General features: G+C 46.3%; 15 protein-coding genes. 10 read left to right on the top strand and 5 right to left on the bottom strand.

What is annotated here, in order from left to right; genetic code table 11:
* Positions 1-106: 106 nt before the first annotated feature.
* The 3 genes from GGU45_RS15715 to gcvT form a co-directional block, all read right to left on the bottom strand.
* On the bottom strand, positions 107-3871 hold the full coding sequence (locus tag GGU45_RS15715; RefSeq protein ID WP_435226307.1) for an SNF2-related protein: 3765 nt from the start codon (positions 3869-3871) through the stop codon (positions 107-109).
* 225 nt (positions 3872-4096) lie between these two features.
* Positions 4097-4825, bottom strand: a complete 729-nt coding sequence (locus GGU45_RS15710) for a 2-phosphosulfolactate phosphatase (protein WP_435226305.1) — start codon at positions 4823-4825, stop codon at positions 4097-4099.
* Between the two features lie 233 nt (positions 4826-5058).
* Positions 5059-6144, bottom strand: coding sequence for a glycine cleavage system aminomethyltransferase GcvT (gene gcvT / locus GGU45_RS15705; protein ID WP_435226304.1), 1086 nt, complete (start codon positions 6142-6144; stop codon positions 5059-5061).
* A 158-nt stretch (positions 6145-6302) separates the two neighbouring features.
* Here gcvT and GGU45_RS15700 point away from each other — a divergent pair, with 158 nt between their 5' ends.
* From GGU45_RS15700 to GGU45_RS15680, 5 genes are all read left to right on the top strand, one after another.
* Positions 6303-7502, top strand: a complete 1200-nt coding sequence (locus GGU45_RS15700) for a serine hydrolase (RefSeq protein WP_435226303.1) — start codon at positions 6303-6305, stop codon at positions 7500-7502.
* Between the two features lie 162 nt (positions 7503-7664).
* Positions 7665-8330 carry a sterol desaturase family protein gene (locus tag GGU45_RS15695; protein ID WP_435226301.1) on the top strand — a complete coding sequence of 222 codons (666 nt, stop codon included), beginning with the start codon at positions 7665-7667 and terminating at the stop codon, positions 8328-8330.
* A gap of 170 nt (positions 8331-8500) precedes the next feature.
* Complete coding sequence (locus tag GGU45_RS15690; RefSeq protein ID WP_435226299.1) at positions 8501-11779, top strand: SusC/RagA family TonB-linked outer membrane protein; 3279 nt, start codon at positions 8501-8503, stop codon at positions 11777-11779.
* A 23-nt stretch (positions 11780-11802) separates the two neighbouring features.
* A complete protein-coding gene (locus GGU45_RS15685) occupies positions 11803-13695 on the top strand; it encodes a RagB/SusD family nutrient uptake outer membrane protein (protein ID WP_435226297.1) in 1893 nt (630 codons plus the stop codon).
* Between the two features lie 319 nt (positions 13696-14014).
* Positions 14015-15211 carry a hypothetical protein gene (locus GGU45_RS15680; RefSeq protein WP_435226295.1) on the top strand — a complete coding sequence of 399 codons (1197 nt, stop codon included), beginning with the start codon at positions 14015-14017 and terminating at the stop codon, positions 15209-15211.
* Between the two features lie 277 nt (positions 15212-15488).
* Here GGU45_RS15680 and GGU45_RS15675 read toward each other — a convergent pair whose 3' ends face one another.
* Together GGU45_RS15675 and GGU45_RS15670 are read right to left on the bottom strand one after the other, a co-directional pair.
* Positions 15489-16877: a beta-helix domain-containing protein gene (locus GGU45_RS15675; protein ID WP_435226293.1), complete on the bottom strand. Its 1389-nt coding sequence runs from the start codon at positions 16875-16877 to the stop codon at positions 15489-15491.
* A gap of 24 nt (positions 16878-16901) precedes the next feature.
* Positions 16902-19676, bottom strand: a complete 2775-nt coding sequence (locus tag GGU45_RS15670; protein ID WP_435226292.1) for a TonB-dependent receptor — start codon at positions 19674-19676, stop codon at positions 16902-16904.
* A 276-nt stretch (positions 19677-19952) separates the two neighbouring features.
* On the opposite strand from GGU45_RS15670, the gene GGU45_RS15665 reads away from it, so the two are divergent.
* From GGU45_RS15665 to GGU45_RS15645, 5 genes are all read left to right on the top strand, one after another.
* The gene (locus tag GGU45_RS15665) at positions 19953-20600 is read left to right on the top strand and encodes a DUF47 domain-containing protein (RefSeq protein WP_435226290.1); all 648 of its coding nucleotides are present in this window, start codon (positions 19953-19955) and stop codon (positions 20598-20600) included.
* 87 nt (positions 20601-20687) lie between these two features.
* Entirely contained in the window at positions 20688-21920 is a 1233-nt protein-coding gene (locus tag GGU45_RS15660) for an inorganic phosphate transporter (protein WP_435226288.1), read from the top strand.
* Between the two features lie 195 nt (positions 21921-22115).
* A complete protein-coding gene (gene galE, locus GGU45_RS15655; protein WP_435226286.1) occupies positions 22116-23171 on the top strand; it encodes a UDP-glucose 4-epimerase GalE in 1056 nt (351 codons plus the stop codon).
* A 106-nt stretch (positions 23172-23277) separates the two neighbouring features.
* A complete protein-coding gene (locus GGU45_RS15650; RefSeq protein ID WP_435226284.1) occupies positions 23278-23808 on the top strand; it encodes an RNA polymerase sigma factor in 531 nt (176 codons plus the stop codon).
* 35 nt (positions 23809-23843) lie between these two features.
* On the top strand, positions 23844-24899 hold the full coding sequence (locus GGU45_RS15645; protein ID WP_435226282.1) for a FecR family protein: 1056 nt from the start codon (positions 23844-23846) through the stop codon (positions 24897-24899).
* Positions 24900-24964 lie beyond the last annotated feature (65 nt).

Genomic DNA, 24964 nt, shown 5'->3' with positions numbered 1-24964 from the left:
TGTTTGTAAAGATCGGGTGCGATGAATGGAGATAAGAGGAGTGAAAAGTGAAACGTTGAGTAGATGGGTTCCGCACCATTCACCATTGACCGTTAACCATTCACCATTAACTAAACAGATACTCCACATCCTCCCTGGTCAGTGATTTTACAAATCCTGATTCATCGGCAATCAGGTCTTTTGCCAGCGCCTTTTTCTTTTCCTGTAGTTTAAGGATTTTATCTTCGATTGTATCCCGGCAGATCATCCGATAGGCAAAAATACTTTTGGTTTGCCCGATGCGGTGCGTACGATCGATGGCCTGTTGTTCTACCGCCGGATTCCACCAGGGATCCACAATATATACATAATCTGCTGCTGTAAGGTTCAAGCCCACGCCTCCGGCTTTTAAAGAAATAAGGAACACCCTCACTTCTTCGTTTTTTTGGAAGCTCTGAATCGCTTTTTCCCGGTCCGGGGCCGATGTACTGCCATCAAAGTATTCGTACTTTATGCCCAGCTCTTCCAGCTTTTGCCGGATGAGCCCCAGCATACCAAGAAACTGCGAAAAGATGAGGGCTTTATGATCGCTCATGTTTTCGGTAATCTCCCGTACCAGTTCTTCAATTTTTATGGAGTGGTTTTCAAATGCTTCATCCTCGTTCAATATAGCGGGAGAGTCGCAGATCTGCCGCAGTTTCATTAATCCCTGCAGGATGGTCATTTGCGAGCGGCCAATGCCCTGGGCTTCAATATTGCCCAGGATCTTATCCCGGTAATCATTCCGGTAGGCATCATAAATGGAGCGCTGTTCGCTTTCCATTTCGCACCAAAGAATCATTTCCTGTTTTTCCGGAAGATCCCTGGCCACCTGCTCCTTGGTACGGCGCAGGATAAAGGGATACAAGATCTTTCTCAGGTGCTCTTTCCGGTCGGCTTCGCCCAGTTTATCGATGGGGATCGCAAACTCCTGCCTGAAAAACTCAATGCTTCCCAGCATCCCCGGGTTCAGAAAGTTCATTTGCGCATAAATATCAAAGGTATTGTTCTGAAGCGGAGTACCGCTCATGCAAAGCCTGTGCTTGGCATTAATAAGATAGGCCGCCTTGGTAACCTTGCTGGCGGGGTTCTTGATTGCCTGACTTTCATCCAGTACCGCATAATCGAACGGAACGCTTACAAACAGCTTTATATCGCTGCGCAGCGTGCCGTAGGTGGTAATGGTTACATCCTGCTTCATAATGTCTTCCGTATTACGGGTACGGGTAGGGCCATGATGAATGCGGTAGGTGAGCGTGGGTGTAAATTTCTTAATTTCATTTTCCCAGTTATAGATCAGCGTAGTGGGGCAAATCACCAGGATCCGGGCATCCGGATTCCGGGATTTATGGTGCTCCAGGTACGAGAGCGCCTGCACGGTTTTACCCAAACCCATATCATCGGCCAGGATGCCGCCCCAGTTCACATTTTTTAAATAATTGATCCATTGAAACCCCGCCATCTGGTAGGGTCTCAATATGGGTTGCAGGTGCTCCGGGGGCGCTATTTCGTGGATTTTTTCAAAATCCCTCAACCGGTTGTATTTTTCTTCCAGTTCAAACACCAGCTCTTCTTCGTTCTTCAGCTCAAAAAGCTCATCTACCACACTTTTGTGGTACTTGGAGAGTTTGAGGTTGTTATTAGCGCCTTCGCCCACTCTAAACAGTAGCGCATATTTCTTCAGCCATTCTTCCGGCAACACCCCCAGGGTACCATCGCCCAGCTGCACATACATTTGTTTGTTGGCCAGCGCCCGTTTTACATCGGCGATGGAAACCTGCTGATCACCAAAAACAATATCTACCTTGGCATCAAACCAATCGGTATTGCTGGAGATAAAGATCTTGGTTTGGGGTTTGGCTGTATTAAACCGGAAGTTGCGCAATGCATCGTAGCCAAAAACGGGCACCTGCATTTCCTTCATAGCATCTACAAACAGGAAGAACCAGTTGTCTTTCAGGATCTCCGTCCCTTTCAGCGAAAGGGTGCCATTTTCTTCGTTCATCACCAGGTTTGAGTGCAGGTTCCGGAGCCGGTCTACAAAGGCATTTTCTTTTTCCTTATTCCGGTGTATCGAAAGGATCTTATCTCCTTCGGGGATCAGGAATACTTCTTTACCCAGCAGGTCGGTCTCATACCCTTTATAGGAAAACTGCGGTTTAAATACCAGGTGATCTCCTTTTTCCAGCAGTAACAGCCGGGCTTCCGGCACAATGTTCTTCATTACATGGAGCATGGAGGCATCAAAATCCACCTTGTATTCCCGCGCCAGCGGCAAAATAAACTCATGTAGCGTTTCAGCCCACTGCTCCGGGGGAATGATCATTTTGCCGTTGGGCAAAAAACGTTCAATCAGCCCGATACTTTCCGCATTGCTGAAGAGAAACAACTGGTGATTGTACAGGAACAGTAGGGGACAGGGGCTTTCGTTTTGCTCTACACCGTGCACCATTCCTCTTAAGCGCACCAGGCAATCGCAGCTAAATGCATCATCGCCTTCTTTATCTACAAAGAATTCTGTAACGGCGGGTTCTGTAAAAATATCAATCTGCTCAAGATTATCGGTCACAAATGCTTTCCCCCGGGGCAGCATAAACGCCAGCCCTTCTTCACCGGCATCCATAAGCAGCTTCCGCAACCGGGGCAGCATATATTCATTGATGAGCTGCCGGGTTTCATTGCCGTCCTCTATCACCGGCTCGTCCTGCTCCCACAGGTTATTAAAAGGAGTATTCCGGCTTACGTATTTATTAATCTCCGCATCCTGCAGCTTCCGTACCGCATTCAGAAGGCTGATATCGTCCTCACTAAAATCTGCTGTGTCAATAAAATGGCTTACATCAAGCGCGGCCGCCTTGCCGGCAAAACCAGTGCCGCTCTCATTCACTTCGCCGGAAACCGCATGCACCTGAAAATAAGGGTAGCCGGCACGGTTAAAATCAAATACAATCCCCAGTTTTCTTGAAGGCGGTTCCTCAACGGCTACGGTTTCTTCTTTTTCCACTGCCTGCAGCGGCTGTTTAACGGCCAATGCCGCGGGTTTTTCCGCCGGGTTTAAGGTATGGATCCGTTTTATTTTGGGGTCCAGTACTCTTAAAAAGGGCTTGCCGTCCTTAAAAACAAATTCAAATTTGCCTTTGAGGTCGTCATTGAGCGAATACCCGTAGGCCTCCAGCAATTTGTTTTTTTCTACATCCCGGTTGCGTATGGTATCAAAATAAAAGGGGCCGTGCTGTTTGATCAGCTGCAGAAAAACAATCACTTTGGGCAGGCATAGCGGGTGGTCTGTATCCTCAAAATCGCAGCTGGTATCAAAATTCCGCTCTTCATTCTTTTTAATGGCCACCTTATATTCCTTTCCATCAAGCGTTACAATAGCTCTTACGGTTTCATCCTGCGCATATACGATTTTGGGTTTCTTTTTTTGCAGGAACCGTTCTGCTTCGTTAAAGGTTTCGGGTGCGCAAAGGTGCCGGATGGACCGGATATCCAGGTTCCGGATCTTTACAACCGTATGCCGCTGATCATAATACACTTCTTCATCCTCAAGCTGTCCCTTATCCATAAGCTCCTGTAGCTGGAAAAGCGCCGCTACTTCGTGCTTGCAAACCTCTCCCAGGTTATAGGGGCAATTACATTTCAGCGACAGGTTTTTGGGATCGTTGAACTTTTGAATATGCACTTTGTAAAACGTGCTGTAAGAGTCATCCTTAACCCGGAAAAAAACGCTGCTTGTAAGCTTATCATATTCGATCAGCTCTACAAATCCCAGTGCAAATGTTTTTTTACCCCGGCGGATCACTTCATCGGTACCAAAGGTATATACGTGTTTTAATAAATGTGGTAATGCCAAAATGTTTATGATTTTTTGCCACCAGGACACGAAGGCTCCAAACGCTTTTACTTCTTCGTGTCTTTGAGGCGAAGTCTCCAAAAAGGACAATCGGCAAAAATAAAAGAATCTTATCCGCTTTTCCTATTATTTGTTCAAGATTTTTTTTACGCAAAGGCGCAGCGCTGTAAAAAATACGATTCGTTCTGTTGCCCTGTTTCTGACGAAAGCGCTTATTTTCAAAGGCTAACCCTTCGGGATCAGCCGGCCTTCTTTATAAAGCGGCAGCACATCCGCAACGTCTTCCTGTAAACAGAAAGCAATATCATCGATATAGCCAAACCGGTCTACCAGGCGGTGATAATGCGTGAGGTTTTTTGAAAAGCCCGGCAGGTCGCTCCTGTTTTGCCGGTACATGTATTCCGCCATAAAGGAACTATCGCAGTGAACAGAGAAGTGCTCTTTTACCCGGCTGATCACGGCCCCTGCAAACAAGGTGTCTTCGAGGTTGAACTTATCCTTCCATCCGGCACAGGCCAGCACCACATTTTTTTGCTGTTCTATCAAATAATGGCACACCGATGAAAGATTGGGAAACGAGCCTGTAATGATATCATCGGCACCCTGCTCCAGCGCCATGTACAACAAACGGGTACCATTGGTAGTGGTCAGCACCAGTATTTTATCTTCAATAAACTCTTTTTTGTATTCCATGGGGGAGTTTCCATGGCTGAGGCCATCGGCCAGTTTGCCATCGCGCTCACCGGCGGCAATCCCCCCGGTTTCCTTGCTGATTTTGATGGCCTGGGGCACCGAATCAACGGGAACCACATACCGGGCGCCGTTGTAAAGGGCCGCAGCGATGGTAGAAGTGGCCCTGAACACATCAATAATCACCACCACCGTATTGCTAAGGTCGTAAAGATGGATCAGCGCGGGCGACAATGAAGTAAAAAGTGTGGGTTTATGATCCATCAGCTATTTTTAAGGCGATAAATTTATGCAGTTTTCATTAAATACGAACCGCTTCGGCAATTAATGGGGGGCCCGAAGCCGGACGGGTGTAATTTTAAACCCTCTTTTTCTTAGTAAATCCAATATTCCATATTTGTTGTTAACAAAAAGATGCCCGATGCCAACGGCAATAAAGCAGTCCGATTGTCTTCATTCTATGATCCGGTTAATTTCTTTTCAACAGAAGATTTAGCTCAGGCAAAGGGCAGCTTTACCACTTTTGCTTTTAATAACTTGTCGCGTACCTTAATAAATAAAGGTGTTTCAAATGCTGCAAATGCTGGTTGTACATATCCCAGTCCGATGGCTTTTCCCAGCGAGGGCGATTGGGTTCCGGAGGTTACAATGCCGATGGGGCTGCCGTTTGCATCGCAGATCTCGTAGTCGTGGCGGGGAATGCCCCTGTCCAGTAACTCAAAGCCGACCAGTTTGCGTTCCACGCCTGCTTCTTTTTGCTGTTTCAGCAGGTCGCTGGCCGTAAATGTTTTTGTAAATTTGGTAATCCAGCCCAAACCGGCTTCCAGTGGTGTGGTAGTATCATTAAGATCGTTGCCATAAAGGCAATAACCCATTTCGAGCCGCAGGGTATCCCGGGCAGCAAGGCCAATCGGTTTCAAGCCTTTGGGGGCTCCTTCGGCAAAAATGGCATCCCAGATCTTATCGGCGGCTCCGTCCTTATCTTCAAAATAGATCTCCACGCCCCCGGCGCCTGTATAGCCCGTGGCGCTGATGAGTACATTTGGAACACCGGCAAATGTGCCTTTTTCAAAGGTGTAGTATTTCAGATTCAGGATCTCTACATCGGTCAGCGCCTGCAGGATGGCCGTTGCATTGGGCCCCTGGATGGCCAGCAGCGCTGTTTTATCGGAAATATTGTGCATTTCTACCCCTGCTGTATTATGGTCGCTCAGCCATTTCCAGTCTTTTTCAATATTGGATGCATTTACCACAATCATGTACACCTGGTTTTCCTCGATGCAATAAATGATCAGATCGTCTACAATACCACCCTGTTCGTTGGTAAAACAACTGTACTGCGCATGATTGTTTTTTAGCCTGGAAACATCGTTGGTGGTCACCCGTTGTATCAGGTCAAGCGCCCCGGGACCCTTGAGAATAAATTCGCCCATATGGCTCACATCAAATACCCCGGCATTCTTCCGCACCGTATGGTGCTCTTCATTAATACCGGAATAACTGATGGGCATATTATACCCTGCAAATTCGGCCATTTTGGCTCCCAGCTCCAGATGTTTTTTTGTAAACGGGGTCTGCTTCATATATACAAAATTTTGGCTGCAAATTTACGGGATAGGCCGGGAGAAAAATTCAAAATATAAAATGAAGAACAAGAAATGTAAAACAGGGTCTGGAGAAAAATCCTAACTTACCCTCCATGAAACCCGTCTTCGTCCTATTCATATTAATACACAGTATTATGGCCACCGCACAGGTAAAAAATGATCCCTGGCTCATGGAGCTGCTGCAAAAAAAAGCATCGCCTTTGCTAAAATCCGTACTGGATCAGCCGGAAACTTACCAATACCAGCTGATCTATACCGAAATAAAAAGAGATGCGCATCAAAAGCCCCACTTTATGAATCATTACCTGAATGTGGACCGCAACCGTTATTTTAACCCCGCATCCACCGTAAAAATGCCGGTAGCCTTTGCGGCTTTGGAAAAACTAAACCGGCTGGGGAAAAAAATCACCGTTCAAACTTCCATGCTTACCGATAGCGCGTTTAGCGGACAAACAACCGTAACCAGCGATACAACGGCAGAAAGCGGCTTGCCCTCCATGGAACATTATATCAAAAAGATCTTCCTGGTAAGTGATAATGACGCCTACAACCGGCTTTATGAATTTATGGGACAAAAGACGTTAAATGAAGCCCTGTGGAAAAAGGGATACAAAGATATCCGCATCACCCGCCGTTTTGTACCCATGACCACCGAAGAAAACCGCCATACCAACCCCATCCGCTTCCTGAACAACGGCCAGGTTATTTATGCCCAGCCTCCGGCTTACAGCAGTCTCCGGTTCCGGTTTCCCCCAACAAAAATATTGGTGGGCAAAGGACATTGGGATAAAAATGACAACCTGATCAACGAGCCCATGGATTTTACCACGCACAATAACCTGCCGCTGGAAGATGGGCAGCAAATCCTGCGCAGTATCTTGTTTCCGGAATCCGTACCCTCCCCACAGCGGTTTCATTTAACCGCAGACAACTACCGGATGCTGTATACTTTTATGTCAGAGTTACCGTATGAAAGCCTTTTTCCAGCTTATGACACTACCGAATTTTTTGACAGTTACACCAAGTTCTTCTTTTTTCGCGCCGGCAGGCAAAAGATCCCGGATTATATACGTGTATTTAATAAAGCCGGATGGAGTTATGGGTTCCTTACCGACTATTGTTATGTAGTTGATTTTAAAAACAAGGTGGAATTCATGCTCAGCGCCACACTTTATGTAAATAAGGACGGCATCCTGAATGATAATAAATATGAATATGAGGAAACCGGGTACCCTTTCTTCAGGGAAGTAGGCGATATCATTTACGATCATGAACTGAACCAGAAAAAAGCCGTAATTCCCGATCTGGAACCCTGGAAATTTCATTATCATTAAACCTTATATAAACAACTGTTTGTGTGCATTTTGTTTACGGCCAGCCCTCCCTGTTGCCCCTTGTACAACATTCTGCTGGTTTTATTCAACAAATCATAGGGGTTATTTGTCAATTGGTTGTATTAACGAAGGTATCTACTTTTTTTGATTTAATTTTGCAGTATGCAGTTCGACAAAATTCATAATAAAGGGCAGGCCCGGCTTTTTAAGAACGATTACCTGGAGATGCTAACAAAAACACACCCCCTGGTAATTTGGGGTATGTACATCCCTGTTATTTCTTATATGTTGTATTACAGTCATAGCAGCTATCAGTATTCGGTTAGCTACGTGTTTCTCATTTTTTTTATAGGGCTCTTTTTCTGGAGCTTTTTTGAATACATCGCCCACCGGTTTATTTTTCATTGGGTAAGCGACAATCCCGCCGCCCAAAAGATCGCTTATGTGATGCATGGCAACCACCATCACTACCCGCGCGACCGGCAGCGCTTGTTTATGCCTCCCGTACCCAGCATTATTATTGCTTCCGCGCTGTTAGGCTTGTTTTACCTGATCCTTGGCAAACCGGCGCTGATGTTTTTCCCCGGCTTTATGCTCGGCTACCTGATGTATGGCACCATGCACTACGCCATCCACGCCTGGAACCCTCCTTTTAAATGGATGAAGGGCCTGTGGAGAAACCATCATCTGCATCATTATAAAGATGAGCACAAGGGTTTTGGCGTAAGCAGCACCATCTGGGATCATGTTTTTGGTACCATGTTCGATCTTAAAAGAGAGAAAGAAGACAAAGAGAAGGTCAAAGAGCTGATGTTTGGAAAAAAATAACGGGGCTAAACAGCAAGGTCTTACTATTTTATTTTGCCGCTGCCGCAATTATCCTGGTTTTTTTGCGTTTTTTAGACAATGAGAAATGCAACGTTGATGGGTGCCCATTGATGGGATTATACTTTTGCCATCATCGTTCTTTTTATGTAACCCTCTAAACCAGAAATGCCATGTACAAATCGCAGCAATGGCGCTGCTATGCCCGCCATGCATCCCTGCTGAAGCGCCCTGCGCTTAAAAGCATATTGTTATTCCTTATTTTTTTCCTGCTGGACGCATCACTGCAGGAAAGCCTTGCGAAAAACAGCAGGGCCGCTCCTCCGGAAAAAATCATCACCGGTAAGGTGGCCGATGAAACCGGTTTGCCGGTTGCAGGAGCATCCGTTTTGCTAAAAGGCGCCGCTACCGGCACGGCCACAGATGCGCAAGGCCGTTTTACCATAAAAGTGCCCAATACCGGGGGGGCTCTTGTTGTTTCACACGTAGGCTACCAGGAGCTGGAAGTAACCATTGGAGATCAGGCAACGATTAACATTACCCTTAAACGCGATTCCGCAGAGCAGCTTACAGATGTGGTAGTGGTGGGCTATGGTACACAAAAAAAAGTAACCCTGACCGGTGCGGTGGCCGATGTAAAAGGGACGGAACTGGCTAAAACCCCAACCGTAAACCTAACCAACACCCTTGCCGGACGGCTGCCGGGTATTACCGCCATCAATACCGGCGGTGAGCCTGGTTACGATGGGTCTACCATACGCATCCGGGGCACCAACTCCCTGGGAAACTCCGGCGCGCTGATCGTTATTGACGGAGTGCCGGACAGGGAGGGCGGCATGGAACGCCTCAACCCCAATGATATTGAAAGCATTTCTGTTTTAAAAGACGCCTCTGCCGCCATCTATGGTTCCCGGGCCGCTAATGGCGTCATCCTGATTACCACCAAACGGGGCAAAAGCGGAAAACCTCTATTGTCTTATACCTTTAACCAGGGCTGGGCCCAGCCCACCCGGATTCCTAAAATGGCGGATGCGGTGGAATATGGTACCTTGCGCAATGAACTGGCTGTTTACGAAAATGTACCGGTAGACCAATGGAAGGCGGCATGGGATGCGCTTACTGCCACCGGCACCTATAAGCGCACCGATAATGGCGCTACGGTAAGCTCCCCTGTAGGCTTTTTTCCCGATGATATGCAGCAATACCGCGATGGATCGGACCCCTGGGGACATCCGAATACCGATTGGTTTGGTGCAACCTTTAAAAAATGGTCGCCCCAGGTACGCCATAATATCCAGCTCACCGGCGGATCCGAAAATATAAAATACCTGGGCTCCATCGGTTACCAAAACCAGGATGCTTATTATAAAAATTCGGCTACCGGCTATAAACAATACGATCTCCGTTTAAACCTGGACGCCAAGCTGAACCAATATATGAACCTGACCATGGGCATTGCCGCCCGGGAAGAATACCGTTTTTTTCCTACCGAATCGGCGGGAGATATTTTCCGGATGCTGATGCGCGGTAAGCCCAACGAACCCGCTATATGGCCCAATGCCTTGCCCGGCCGCGATATTGAATACGGGCAAAATCCGGTGGTGATTGCCACCAATCAAACCGGTTACGACCGCGATAAGCGGGATTATATACAAACCAATGGTAAACTGGAGATCCTGGTCCCCGGCGTAGATGGTTTGAAGATCACCGGTACCGCTGCTATTGATAAATACATCAAAAACCAGAAGCGCTTTGAAACGCCCTGGTACCTGTACTCCTGGGACCACAGTTCCTATGAAAGCGATGGCGTAACCCCGCAGCTTACAAAGGAACTGCGCTCCACCTTTACGGACCCCCGCCTGACCCAATGGGCCGAAAACACCCTGAACATTAATCTTTCCGGTTTGCTCAACTATGATAAAAAATTTGGGGTGCATACCGTTAACCTTTTAGCGGGTGTACAGCGCGAAACCGAGGACTATGAAGGATTTCGCGCATATCGGCGCTACTATCTTTCCAATGCCCTGGATGTGCTGGATGTAGGAGGCGACCTGGAAAAAAACAATGGCGGCGGCTCCTACCGGCGGGCACGCCTGAGTTATTTTGGCCGCGTAGGTTATAATTACAGTGAAAAATACCTGTTTGAATTCCTGTGGCGCTATGACGGCTCCTATATTTTCCCGCCCTCAAGGCGGTTCGGTTTCTTCCCCGGGATAACGGCAGGCTGGCGGGTATCTGAAGAGCCCTTCTTTAAAAACAGCGTTCCCTTTGTAAACAACCTCAAGCTCCGCGGCTCCTGGGGGCAAATGGGAGCAGAGCCTTATTTTCGCAATGTGCTGGCCGAGTACCAGTTCATCTCCTCCTATCCCTTTAGCAATTATGTGCTCAACGATGCGGTGGTACAAAGCCTGATTGAAAGCCGGGTAGCCAACCAGAACTTTACCTGGGAGGTGGGCAACAACATGAATATTGGTTTGGATGCCTCCTTTCTAAACAGCCGGCTTACACTGGAGTTGGATTATTTCCGCAATATGCGGGATAAAGCGCTGATTGCAGAAACGGGCCTGGTACCCCAAAGCAGCGGAATCTCCGGTAAGCTGCCCCCCGTAAATAAAGGAAAAATGCTGAACCGCGGTGGTGAATTTAAGATCGGGTGGCGGGACAATATTGGGCAGGCAGGTTACTCTTTTGGATTAAATGGCGGATATGCCAAAAATAAAGTGCTCTACTCCAGCGAACCGGCGGGCGTACCCGAATGGCAGCGGACTACCGGCAAACCCTATGGCACCAACGGCTTCACCATTGTGGCCTACCAGTATGACGGCGTATTCCGCGATCAGGCTGAAATTGATGCCAACAAGATCGATTATAGCGCGCTCACCAGCGGGCTTAGGCCCGGCGATATGAAAATAAAGGATTACAATGGCGATAACAAGATTGATGGCGATGATATGGTGGCCCTTGATAAAACCCGCGATCCTTATTTTACAGGAGGCTTTAACGGAAGTATGAACTATAAGAATTTTGACCTCAGCTTTATGTTCCAGGGGGCCGTTGGCGGGTTGCTGTTTATTGGCACAGAATCCGGGGATATCGGCAATTACCTCCAATATACTTATGATAATCGCTGGACCATCGACAATCCCAGCAGCACCGACCCCCGGATCGCCAGCAGGGGCAACACTTATTATACGGGTGGTGCTGCCCGCTTTAATACCTATTTTCTCCGCAGCAGCGATTACCTGCGGCTAAAAAATGTAGAAGTAGGTTATAACCTGGTACTGCCGGAGCAAGTGCGCAGGCTCATTAGCAATGTACGCCTTTTTGCCAACGGTCAAAACCTCATCACCTGGGATAAAATGAAGATCTGGGATCCCGAATCTACCAGCGGCAGTGGTCAGTATTACCCCCAGTCGCGTATTCTCAATATTGGCGCTACCGTAAGTTTTTAACCACCTATCTTAATTCTGAAAAAATGAAAACATATATATACCGGCCATTTTTTATCCTGATGGTCATTTCATGTGCAGTTACCGCTTGCAGCAAGGATTTCCTGAATATCGACCCCACGGGCCAGGTACCGGAGGAAACCACCTGGCAGGATCCCGCCCTTGCCCAGGCTTTTATTACGGGCATTTACAGCGGCGGTGCCGGCATTTATGGACTGGGAGTAGGCGGCTTTGATGAGCAAATGCTGGCCTCGCTCACCGATGAAGCCACATTTACCCATACAGGGCGCAACATCAATACGGTAATGGAGGGCAGTGCCAGCCCCAGTGGTGTAGGATGGATTCCCGGAAGTTACAGCTGGAAGAATCTTTATGACAATATCCGCGCGACCAATCTCTCCCTGGAAAAGCTGGCAGCGCCTAAGATTGATACAGTACTGGCCAACCGGCTAAAAGGAGAAGCCCATTTTCTGAGGGCCTACTTTTATCATCAGCTGCTACGCTACTATGGCGGCGTTCCTATTGTGACCCGGGTATACGAGCTGAACCAGGACTACAATACAACGCGCAATAATTTTGAAGAATGCGTCAACTTTATTACAGCCGACTGCGACAGTGCCATCTGGCTTATGAATGCTTCCACCATGGATAAGGGCCGGGCCAGTGTGCTGGCGGCACTGGCATTAAAATCGAGGGTTCTTTTATATGCAGCCAGCGATCTGAACTACCTGCCCCTGGCCAAAACAAAATTTGCCGAGCTGGCCAGTCACCCCAAACCCGAATTGTTTGGCTATGCCGGCGGCGACCGCAAGGCCCGCTGGACAGCGGCAAAAGCGGCGGCAAAACAGGTAATGGACCTGGGCACGGGTTATAAGCTAAACCTGGGCGCACCGGTTTCTGCCGCAGCGGGCAAAACCAATTATATGTCCATTGCCATGGCCGGCTACAGCAAGGCGCCGGGCATGGATGCCAATGCCGCATCCGAAGTGATCTTTGGCCGTTATTATAACCTGAACGTAAATACCGGGGCCGGCGTAAGCATTAACCTGTATAACGGGCCCAACGGCTATCATAACTGGGCGGGCAATACCCCCATCGGGTTGCTGGCCGATGATTATGAAATGGCCGATGGCGCTCCCTTTAGCTGGTCCAATACCGTCCAAAAAGCACATCCGTATACGGGGCGCGACCCCCGGTTTTATGCCACGATCCTGTATGACGGTGCCGGCTGGAAGCCCCGCGACCAGATTTCCGGCAACGTGGACCCTGCCAACCAGATCCAAACCGGGCAATACGACCTGATCGTAAGCGGTAAAAAAATCACCTTCAACGGGCTGGATACCCGCAGCAGTTCTATTGAAGACTGGAACGGCAGCCGCACGGGCTACTACATGCGTAAGTTTACCGATCCCGATCCAAAGATCGTTGATGCCAACACCAAACAACTGGTACCCTGGCCCTTCTTCCGCTATACAGAAGCCGTATTGAACTATATAGAAGCCTGTATAGAGCTGAATGAAGAAAGCGAGGCCCGCCTTTGGCTGAACCGCATCCGCTACCGGGCCGGAATGCCCGCCATTACCGATGCAGGCGCCGCGCTCAAAAACCGCTACCGTAACGAAAAGCGGGTGGAAATGGCGTTTGAGGAGCAGCGCTATTTTGATGTGCGCCGCTGGATGATTCCTCAGGAAACCGTGGGCCGCAAACTCACTTTCATCAATGTGGTGGGCCGCTTTTTACCAGGGAAACAACTGGCAGACACCTACCAGCATGATGAAAGCATTTATAACTACACCTATACCCCGGTAGTAAATGAAGCTCATGAAAACCGGAAATGGGTCAATAAAATGTATTATGCCCCCATCGACCGCGATGAAATGAATAAAAATACCGCGCTGGTACAAAACCCAGGGTACTAAGCATAAAAGGCTTTTGCTTTCAAAAACGAGGCTGTATCAAAAGTCGCTATTTTGTCATGCCGTCCCGATGGCGATTGGGATGGTTCCGGCATCTAAAGATGATTGTTCGTCAATAGATTCTGAAACAAGAATAGATCCCGGGGCAAGCCCGGGATGACATCTTCAGAACGACATCTTGCTGTAAAGCGACTTTTGATACAGCCCCATTGCGCTATAAAACGACTTTTGATACTACTTTTTTTATTCCGCTACCCCAAACCGTCCAAAATTTAATATTAAATAATCATTAATTTTTGTAACTTGGATAGATTCCGCAGTAATGAAAAAAGTGTTGCTTATAGGGTGCTCCCTCCTGTTGGTTCTGTCTGGTATACATGCAGACAACGCCCCCAAAACAGTGCAGTTCCTGTTTTATGGCGATAGTATCCGCTTTGTGTACAGGGAGCCGCAGCTGGTTACCATTGATGAGCACCACCTATCCGATTCCGGCATTCTTGATTTTTATACTTCCATTCAGCAAAAGGACTATTCCGGTGTGCTGGCCGCTCTAAAAAAATACGAGGCGGAAGAAGGTGCAGATGACTGGCTCTATTACCAGCTGGTACGCGCCGTGGTGCAGCAGATCAGCCCCAAGGAACAAAACTACATCCGTTATACCCTGTATAAGTGGTATTTTATGCTGCAGTCCGGTTTTGATCCCCTGCTGAGCCTCGATGGCCAGCGGCTTCTTTTTTACATCCAGAGCGATGAAAATATTTACAATATCCCCTACCGGATGAAGCAGGGAAAACAATATGTATGCCTGAACTATCATGATTATGGCAGCAATATTGACTTTGAGAAAACACCGTTCAAAGAAGTTGCGTTGCCCATTCCTCAGCACCAGCGCTCCTTCTCCTACAAGGTTACCAAACTGCCCCGGTTCCAAACCACAGACTACATAACCAGGGAACTGAAGCTTACCATTTATGACCAGGATTATGATTACCGGATAAAGGTGAACCCCAAGATCAAGAACCTGTTTGCCAATTATCCTACGGTAGACTACAGCACTTATTTTTCCATACCGGTCAGCAATACCACCGATGCATCACTTATTCCCATGCTAAAAAAAGAGCTAAAGGGCCGGTCCACAAAAGAAGGTGTCGACTACCTGATGCGTTTTACACGGTATGCATTTCCCTTTGAGGAAGACACCCGCCAGTTTGGCCGGGAAAAACGGTTAACACCCGAGCAAACACTGCTGTATGAAGGCAGCGATTGCGAAGACAGGGTACTGTTCTTTTTTTACCTGGTAAAAGCGCTCTATAACCGGCCGATGATCGTACTGGTATATCCGCAGCACGTAACTATTGCCGTAAAGCTGGAAAAACCGGTAGGCACTTCCATTCTTTTTAACGGAGAGCAATACTCCGTTTGTGAGCCCACGCCACAGAAAGAAGATCTGCCCATGGGGAAACTATTGCCCCGGCTTAAAAACGAGCATTACGAAGTAGCGTATGCGTATCATCCGTAGCAAGTGATGGCATTTTCTTTAAAGTAGCTGTTCGTTTTGAGGGACATCAGGCGACCTGCCGGACGAGTGACCCCCAACCACAGATCTTCGGTATTTCCTATCTGTCCCGGAAGGCCTCCCGATCACACGGGTGCCGGTATGCATAGCCCCGTGCAAAATGGACATTGGCAGCTGGCAGGGCAAGAAGCGCTGCAGTGTTCATTTATTTTATCTTAAAAACAAAAGAGGCTGTCTCAAAAGGGCAGCCTCTTTCACATTTAAATAGAAATTTATTCAGTTATTTTTTTGTAACATTATATTTTGCACCCCATACAGTCCATCCCTGCGTCCAATCATTCGTTCCGTCAAATGCGCCAATATAGTTAGTCTTTACAAAGAAGGCATCATTCAGGTCCGATTTATCAAACTTGCCGGCAGTTGTTAACGCCAATGTTCCTGATTTGGGTTGGAGGTTTGGTGTAGCAGCATTGAACGGATCCGTTAATCCCGCATCTGTTCCAGACGCGAGTAACTTGCTTGTATAAGTTCCCAAGACGAGGGTTTGCAACGAAACATCCGTAAGGATCGTAGCATCTTTGGCAAAGAACGGTTGCGTTACCGAATGCAGCAGACTGTTGTAGAAGATGCCGTTACCATCAACAAACGCCTGCTGAGTTTCTGCATTTTCTACAACCAGGCCGGCCTTTTGACCGCCAAGTACTATTGAGTTAGCCAATACAACCTGGCTTCCTCTTCTGAAACGCATACCATAGCCATAGTCAGTTGATGTACCTGCAGCATTATTCGGACCAATGGCGGTAAAATTTGAAAGTATAGGATGTGTGATCGGCGTTGTTGTATAGGGAATTTTTCCGTTTGTATTGTCTACCTCAAAATTGTTCGAAACATCTCCGGAGGTTCCTTTATCATCTGTAAACCCTGGCGCCTTTATAGAAACCGCAAACTGGATCTTACCGCGATATCCATCGTCCATATCAAAATCGTCGTCCGCACTGTTATAGGCGATCAGGTATTTACAGTTTACTGTTCCCCCAAAAAACTCATAGGCATCATCCAGCCCATTTACAACCTGAATATGATCAATGGTTGTTCCACTCCCTACAGCATATAAAGAAAGACCATTCACCTCGTCACCAGGATTTACTGCTTTACCCGCATATTCGATCCGAACATACTGTAATGTTCCGCTATTATCCGCATCATTGGTTCCTCCAAATGCCTTATGCGCCGCATCAACGCCACCCTCAATTTCCTTGTGGTTCATATTGCCGGTAGCATTACCTGCCAAAACCAACCCTCCCAAATCTCCTGGAGCAGGACTAGCCTCTGCCGATGTAAATACAATTGGATCATTATTTTTACCAATTGCGTTTATTCTTGCTCCTTTATAAACCACTAATACCCCTGCGGAGTCTTTGTTAGATATAATTTGTGTTCCGGGCTCAATTGTAAGCGTGGCACCGCTTTCCACATATACATATCCTCTTAAACGATATTTTTTGTCTTTTGTCCACGTTTGGCTTGAGCTGATACTACCCCGAACATCTACAGTTCCGGATTGTCCGGGAGGCGTTACCGGAGGTGGAAGATCTTCTCCTTTACTGCCGCATGATGAATATAAAATTACTCCCAGAGCAATTACTGACATCATTTTAAAATTTTTCATATTTTGCTTTTTTGTTTTTTGTTTTTAAAAGTTGTATTTCAAAGACAGGTTGGCTGAGGTTCCAAGTTTATAGCGCCTTGTAATACGGTCGCTTTCACTATCGTAATCGGCATTGGTTTTCGATTTATCAAATCGATAGTACATCACAAAAGGTTGCGCCAGAATGTCGCTTATGGTAGCCTTCAACTCCAGTTTATTCCGTGCGAACTTTTTGCTAATCTGTGCATCGAGCACACTTCTGGGTTTTTCATAAATATCCACGCCTGCATCACCCTGTCCACGGAATGCCAATCTCGGGCCGATCCGGTTGAATAGTACGTTAATAGAGAAGTCATTATTTGCGTAATTTAAGCCTCCGTTGATCAGATACGGCGATAGCCCCTGCATAAGCCCATTATTGATACTGGAATTTTGCAGTTTTATAGACCCTTTGATATAGGAAAGATTCGTGTAAAACGTTAAGGCGTCAAAAAAGTTTCCTCCAATAAAACCCAGCTTTTTCCGAACTTCCATTTCAGCCCCATATACCTTTGCATGTTCGGCATTTTGATAAGAGAGGATTGAATTGCCCTGGTTCACCTGTTCAATTGGGTTTTTAAAATACTTATAGAAACCAGTAACGGATATGATTTCTCCGGCGGCCGGAAACAGTTCGTATCGAAGATCTGCATTTGTATTTTTGCTTCTAACCAGATCGGGATTACCTCGATATATAAAATCCGTTGTGTAGTCATATAAGCTGTAAGATGCGATCTCTCTGAACTCCGGCCGGTTTACAGACTGGGAGCCCGCCAACCTGATATTGGATTTTGGTGTTACTTCGTAAGTAAAGTTACCTGACGGCAGAAAATCCAAATCCTGTTTGCGTACTTTTAAGCTGCCGCTTACGGGTATCAACTGTTGATCATAATTTTCTACCCGTACTCCCCAATCGAATTTGAGTTTATTGGAAAAGCGGTTATTCAACATCAGATATCCTGCATTCAAGTATCCTTTACCCTGGTAGTTGGTTGAGTTATTGCCAATATTGGCTACCGTAAGCTGGTATTCATCGATATTCTCCGGAGAAAAAATGCTAAACGGGTTGCTTCCGGACCCAGCAGGAATCTCGGCTCCCCCGGCATATAAGGAAGCATATCCCAATGCATTTACTTCTACATCCTTTAACCGGAAGTATCCGGCATAGCCTGCTTTAAACTTTTGTTCGTTATCAAATAATTGAAACGGGTATTGATAATTTAAATTGGCGCCAAAAATGTTCTCCTTTAAATTAGAGTAAACACGCCCGGCATTTTGTATGGAGGGGGAGTTTTCATTAGAAACCTTTCTTACAAAGTTTTGGTTATCCATTGAAGTAAACGTCAAAATCCGCTGATCAGGTTCGTTTCGGTATGTAAGCGAGTAAGAGGCGTTCCAATCGACCACACTGCTGTTCAACTTATGCTTGCCTTCAAAAACCGAGTTAAAAATTCCGTCCTGCCTTGCCTCATTTTGCGAACTTTTAAAATAGATGGTATTATTTTGTCCATTAGAGGTATTGACGCCCGATCTTGCGGTGGTTGTAACAGAAAAATCATTATTAAACAAATTTTTCCAAGAGATCGTGTTATTGCTATTATAGGAGTAGGTAAGATTCAATAAGGCATTCAGGTTCCTTTTTTGAATGTGAGCGTCGGTGTTATAATTAAACAACTCCGTTTTAGCAATATCATATTCAAACAGTTCGGAAGGTTTAAATTGTTGTCCGATTCCATATCCTACTGAATATATATACCCCAGCTTTTTGTCGCCAGAAAACAATTTAGAATTGCCCCCGGTATAATTCAGACTCAGATTTGGAAGTGCATTCGGACCATTTTTATAACCATAGCTATTGGGGAACAATTTGGTAACAGCGATTTTATAGTCGCCAGGAAGCCCTATAAAGTTATTCCGGTATTTATAATATGAGTTCGGAAGATCCCTGGAATAATCGAAAAATCCAAGAAAGTCCAGCCTCCCCTTAGGTTCGGAGGTTTTTGTTTCCTTAAATGTTGTAAGCGTGTTATATCCTATCGACAGAGAAAGTTCGCTTAATTTTGTAGTAGGATATTGCTTGGTAGTTATTTTTATAGCCCCCCCGGCAAAATCGCCCGGAAGATCAGGTGTGGCAGATTTGTAAACAACAATATTATCCACTATAGAAGAGGGGAGAATATTAAATGCAAAAGCTTTTTTATCCGGCTCGGTACTGGGCAAAATAGCATTATTTAATAATGCAGTGTTATAACGTTCACTCAACCCTCTTATAATCACAAATTTGTCATCTTGTATCGACGCGCCGCTCACCCTTTTTAATACATCTCCGGTATTCCGGTCGGGAGATTTTTTAATGATATCCGCAGAAATACCATCGGAAATGGAAGCACTTAACTTTTGTACATTATAAAGAGAAGCAACCGATTCTCTTTTAGCACTTGATTTAACCACTACTTCCTGTAGCTGTTGGTTGGCTTTATCCAACGTAATATTAACAACCGGAACTTCGGTATCAGTAACCAGGATATCAGCAACTTCTTTTGTTTGATAACCAACATTTGAAACGGTAAGGCTGTATTTTACATTCCTTTGTACCGAAATATAGAATCCACCATCAACATCAGTGGTCACTCCCTTTTGTTCTCCTGTTATTGTTACTGATGCGCCTACTATTGCAGCGCCCGTTTCTCCATCGGTAATTTTTCCGGACAGCTTTGCCTGTGAAAAAACCAGATGGGAAACAAACATGAGAAAAGTAACGAACAGCAGCCTAATTTGCATATAGAATATTTGTGCAAAGATTCAGATCGCACTGTTACCTCATTGTTACCCCCGTGTTACCAAATCGTCAACCACAGGTTACCTTAATGTTAACAGCCCTCCTAACCACAGGTTGTATGTTGAAAAACGGGCACAAAACATAAAAAAAAGGCGGTGTTTTAATTAAAAAAGGAAATGAAATTCAATTTCCTATATTAAGGAATTATTAATTCCTGTAATTTTATCATTATACTTCAACGAAGGGAATAATTTTGCCACCAATTTTAAAAACATACCATGGGACTTAATTCTTTTCTAAAAATTTTCACCCCCAGCAATACCGTTTTTTTTGAATTGTTTGAAAAAATAGCAGCCAACGTAACTTCTATGGGGAAGCTTTTAAAGCAGATGGTCAATGAAACCGATATCAATAAACGGAACTCGCTCTCCCAGTCCATTATTGATATGGAACACGGCAATGACGAGCTTACGCACAACGTGTTTACGGAACTGGGCCGGAATTTCATCACCCCGTTTGACCGTGAAGACATTCATTACCTCGCCACTTCCCTGGATGATATAGCCGATTATATCTATGCTACGGCAAAAAAAATAACCACATACCGGGTAAACCCCAACGAAACCGGTATACAAAAAATGGCGGAATTAATTGTGCAGGCCGCCGAGCAGGTACAGGCTGCCGTAATGGAACTGAGGGATATGAAGAAGGTACGCAATATTACCGAAGCCCTCGTAAAAATCAACAGTATCGAAAACCAGGCCGATGATGTATTTGACCTCAGCATTGAATATTTATTTGACACTGAGGCCGATGCCAAAGAAGTAATTAAGAAAAGAGAAGTATACCAGGCCATGGAAGTGGTTACAGACAAATGCGAGGATGTAGGAAACGTGATTGAGTCCATTATTATTAAATACGCGTAGCGTAGCGGGCAATAGACAATTGTCAATAGCCGGCCGTCAATAATCAACCGGCATTCACTACTTTCTATTCACTATTCACTATTCACCATGTTCACATATTTAGTTGTTATTATTTCCCTGGCGTTGATCTTTGATTATATTAACGGGTTTCATGATGCGGCCAATTCCATCGCCACGGTTGTATCTACAAAAGTGCTTACCCCCTTCCAGGCGGTTATATGGGCCGCCCTTTTCAACTTTGTAGCCTATTTCATTTTTAAGGATCATGGCGTGGCCAATACCATTGCCAAAACCGTTAAGGAACATTTTATTGATCTTAACGTGATCTTTGCCGGGCTTGTGGCCGCCGTTATCTGGAACCTTTTTACCTGGTGGCGGGGCATTCCGTCTTCGTCATCGCATACCCTTATTGGAGGATTTGCGGGGGCCGGTATTTCCCATGCGATGGGGATGGGCGAGAGCAATCCCTTTACCGCTGTAAACTCCAGCGTTATACTAACCATTGCGGCGTTCATCTTTTTGGCGCCGGTAATTGGGATGATTGTGGCATTCCTTTTTTCGATCTGGTTTATGAATTCGTTTAAAAAGGGATGGAGGGTAAAGCTTTTTTCCTTTCTGGTAATTGCGGCGGTATTCGTGTTTTTAAGCTTTGTACTGGAAACCGACCCCGAAAAGCTGAAATCGCACTATGAATCCTATGCGCTGAAGGTCGTCTTTTATTCCCATAATTTTAAATACATCCTGCTGGGCCTCATCCTGATCATCATGGCGGTTTTCTCCCTCTTCCTAAGCGGGTTAAATGCGCACCGGGCCAATATCTGGTTCAAAAGGCTGCAGTTAGTATCTTCTGCCATTTTCAGCATTGGCCATGGCGGCAACGATGCCCAAAAAGTAATGGGGATCATTATGGTGGCCCTGGTGGCCTACGATCCCAATAGCTATAACCTGAACCACATGGTGGTTTGGGTACCGCTGGCCTGTTATACCGCTATTGCATTGGGTACTATGAGCGGTGGCTGGAAAATTGTAAAAACGATGGGTACCAAAATCACCAAGGTAACGCCCTTTGAAGGTGTGGCGGCAGAAACCGCCGGGGCCCTCACCCTGTTTGCAACGGAGGCAATGAAGATACCCGTGAGCACCACCCATACCATCACCGGATCTATTATGGGTGTGGGCGCCACCAAGCGTTTATCGGCCGTACGCTGGGGGGTTACCATCAACCTTGTTTGGGCCTGGATCCTAACCATACCGGTAAGCGCCCTGCTGGCCAGTCTGGTTTACTTCATTATGAAACTGGTGGTACCGGGGATCCAATAGGAGTTCAGCATATTAAACAATTAATATAGAAGTATCCCTAACCCGGGTACTTTTTTTGTTCCTGTATACGGCCATTATTTTTCTCACCCCGGAAACCTGATAACCCCACCCCCGGTGTGACCAGTCGGAACCTATCAAAAAAATCCGCACCTTTGTAACTCCCCGGGGAGGTCCCTGGGACAATAAAAAAATTTTATGAGTAAGATTTTGGTGACCGGTGGTTGTGGCTATATTGGTTCGCATACCATTGTTGATTTAATTGAGAACGGGTATGAAGTCATTTCTGTAGACAATAACAGCCGGTCTCAGCCCTTCATCCTGGAAAACGTGGAAAAGATTACCGGCAAAACAGTTAAGAACTACAAACTGGATCTTTGCAATTTTGACGATACGCATGCTATTTTTGAAGAAAACCCGGATATTACCGGCATCATCCATTTTGCCGCATATAAGGCCGTGGGCGAATCGGTGGCAATGCCCCTGGCCTATTATGAAAACAACCTCAACTCCCTCATCAATATTTTAAAATGCGCACGGGATTTTGATACCCCTTATTTTGTTTTTTCCTCTTCCTGCACCGTTTACGGAAACCCGGACCATATCCCCGTGGTGGAAACAACTCCCACCAAGCCGGCAGAATCGCCCTATGGCGCTACCAAACAGATGGGCGAACAGATCCTGACCGACTTTGCAAAAGTAGCAGACACCAATGTGATTGCTTTGCGGTATTTTAACCCGGTAGGGGCACATCCTTCCATCCAGATTGGAGAACTGCCCATTGGGCGGCCCCAAAACCTGGTACCGGCCATTACACAAACCGCCATCGGCAAACTTCCACAGATGACCGTACACGGCGCCGATTATGACACCCGCGACGGATCCTGCCTGCGTGACTTTATTCATGTGAGCGATATTGCCCACGCGCATACCCTGGCTATCAAATACCTGGAAGGGGTAAAAAACAAAAGCAATTATGAAATCTTTAACCTGGGAACCGGCAATGGGGTTACGGTACTGGAAGCCATCCGGTCTTTTGAAAAAGTAAGCGGTGTAAAACTGAACTACGAAATCGGGCCCCGCCGCGCCGGCGATGTTATTGCCATTTATGCCAATAACGACCATGCAGTAACAAGCCTGGGGTGGGAAATCAAATACGGTTTGGACGATATGATGCGCACGGCCTGGGAATGGGAGCAAAAGCTGGCGAAGACGCAGGTTCCCGGGGAGGCATCAAATATTGAGCTTAAATAAAAAAGGCCGCTGTTTAAATGTTAACCTGCAGCTTTTCCTGCCGGCCACCCGTCCCCGGCAGGAATGGCATTTATTGAAATCTTAACTTTGATCAAATGCTTCTTTGGTGATTGATCAAATAATAAATGGCGATAAAAAAGCTTTTGATACTTTCTACTGGCAATATGTAGATAAGCTGTTTGGTTATTTCTTTAAAAGAACCCAATCCCATTTTCAGGCCGAAGAACTTACGCAACTTACTTTTATAAAGTTTTGGGAATACCGCAGCTCCCTCAACCCGGCGCTTTCGACCGATATGCAGCTGTATTACAAAGCCCGTATTACCTATATCGACTGGCTGCGAAAACAGGCCTCGCAGCGCAGCCTGCTGTCGCAGATCATCGGCCATGAGGCGCAGCATACCGGAGAGCCCCGGGAAGGGTCCGAAAAATTTGAGCGGGCAAGGCTGGCCCTGGAAAAACTGCCCCCGGTACGTAAAAAAGTGCTGGCCCTTTTTTACCTGGAAGGCTACAATTATAAAGAAATAGCCGCTTTATTGAGTATTTCGCCCAAAACGGTAGATAACCATATTTACCAGGGCATTGCACAGCTCCGCAAAATTTTATTGCTTTTTATTATTTTTTTCCCCCGGCAATAGGGAAAACCCCTTTTGTGAAACGTTAGTAGTAGTATATGGCAGCAATGGATCCATATCTCATCAAAAAATTTTTAAATAACGAATGCTCGTCCAAAGAAGCCGAAGCCGTAAGCGCTTTTTTTGCCGCGCATCCTGAGGTACTGGATCAATACTTTTCCATAGAAGAATGGCAGGATGCCTTAAACGGAACGATGCTGACAGCAGGGCAGAAGCAGACCCTGAAAAAGATTATTGACAAAAAAACCGGAGGGCGCGCCTTAAAGCTTTCTCTGTTCAGGTACGCCGCCGCTGCAGTTTTGCTGCTGGCAGTGGCGGTTGCCGTTGTTTATATAAGTACCCGGCAGCCGCAAACAGCGGATTATGCGCGGGTCATAATCAGCAACTTCACCAGGGCCAGTAAAGATACCCTGTTGCCCGATGGATCGCGGGTGTTGCTTTTGTCCGGAGCCCGCCTCTCTTACCAACAGGATTTTATAAAAAAGCGGTGGGTAACGGTAGAAGAAGGAACCGTTCAGTTTGAAGAAAAGAAAACAGGTACACCATTTACCGCATGGGCGCAGGGCATTGCCATTACCCCGGTGGGCACACTGTTTACAGTTAGCAGCACCCCGGCAAATGCTACGGTGGAAATAGCCTTGCAGGAGGGCCTGGTAAAAGTGTATGCAGCCAATAAAAAGATGAACGATGTGGTACTGACACCCGGGGACCGGCTCTTTATTCATGTGGGCACCATGGAGGTAACCCTTAGCCATCCTGAAAAGAAGCAGGCGGCGGGCGTACCAAAAGAAGCGGCAGCAGCTGTAAAAAAGTCGGCGCCGGAAGATGCCGTGTGGACCAATAATGCCATTACGTTTTCGCAAACGGCGCTGCCGGTGGTGTTTGACAAAATAATGGATAAGTATAATGTGCCCATTGTTTATGATCAGGAACAAATAGCCCGGTATCATTTTACAGGCGCTATTTATTATAATGATGCTATTGACAAGCTCTTAAAGAATATTTGTGAAGTAAATGGGCTTGAGTATCATTACCGGAACGATTCGATTATTATAACGCGGAGCGCTGTGCCTCATCCGAAGGAGAAACAATAGCGGCTGGAAGAGCCTTTCTGATGTTGCTTTATGAATGATTGACTTTAATAGAAAACAAACAGTTT

The organism is Niabella hirudinis, from assembly GCF_051201075.1.
GTDB classification, from domain to species: Bacteria; Bacteroidota; Bacteroidia; order Chitinophagales; family Chitinophagaceae; genus Niabella; species Niabella hirudinis.
This window is presented reverse-complemented; position numbering and strand designations above follow the sequence as displayed.

Bases quoted from the DNA above. Each gene is read 5' to 3' on its own strand.
- GGU45_RS15700 (WP_435226303.1), top strand. From the start codon at position 6,303: ATGGCCACCGCACAGGTAAAAAATGATCCCTGGCTCATGGAGCTGCTG.
- GGU45_RS15710 (WP_435226305.1), bottom strand. From the start codon at position 4,825: ATGGATCATAAACCCACACTTTTTACTTCATTGTCGCCCGCGCTGATC.
- GGU45_RS15685 (WP_435226297.1), top strand. From the start codon at position 11,803: ATGAAAACATATATATACCGGCCATTTTTTATCCTGATGGTCATTTCA.
- GGU45_RS15670 (WP_435226292.1), bottom strand. From the start codon at position 19,676: ATGCAAATTAGGCTGCTGTTCGTTACTTTTCTCATGTTTGTTTCCCAT.
- GGU45_RS15665 (WP_435226290.1), top strand. From the start codon at position 19,953: ATGGGACTTAATTCTTTTCTAAAAATTTTCACCCCCAGCAATACCGTT.
- gcvT (WP_435226304.1), bottom strand. From the start codon at position 6,144: ATGAAGCAGACCCCGTTTACAAAAAAACATCTGGAGCTGGGAGCCAAA.
- GGU45_RS15645 (WP_435226282.1), top strand. From the start codon at position 23,844: ATGGCAGCAATGGATCCATATCTCATCAAAAAATTTTTAAATAACGAA.
- galE (WP_435226286.1), top strand. From the start codon at position 22,116: ATGAGTAAGATTTTGGTGACCGGTGGTTGTGGCTATATTGGTTCGCAT.
- GGU45_RS15680 (WP_435226295.1), top strand. From the start codon at position 14,015: ATGAAAAAAGTGTTGCTTATAGGGTGCTCCCTCCTGTTGGTTCTGTCT.
- GGU45_RS15660 (WP_435226288.1), top strand. From the start codon at position 20,688: ATGTTCACATATTTAGTTGTTATTATTTCCCTGGCGTTGATCTTTGAT.
- GGU45_RS15690 (WP_435226299.1), top strand. From the start codon at position 8,501: ATGTACAAATCGCAGCAATGGCGCTGCTATGCCCGCCATGCATCCCTG.
- GGU45_RS15675 (WP_435226293.1), bottom strand. From the start codon at position 16,877: ATGAAAAATTTTAAAATGATGTCAGTAATTGCTCTGGGAGTAATTTTA.
- GGU45_RS15695 (WP_435226301.1), top strand. From the start codon at position 7,665: ATGCAGTTCGACAAAATTCATAATAAAGGGCAGGCCCGGCTTTTTAAG.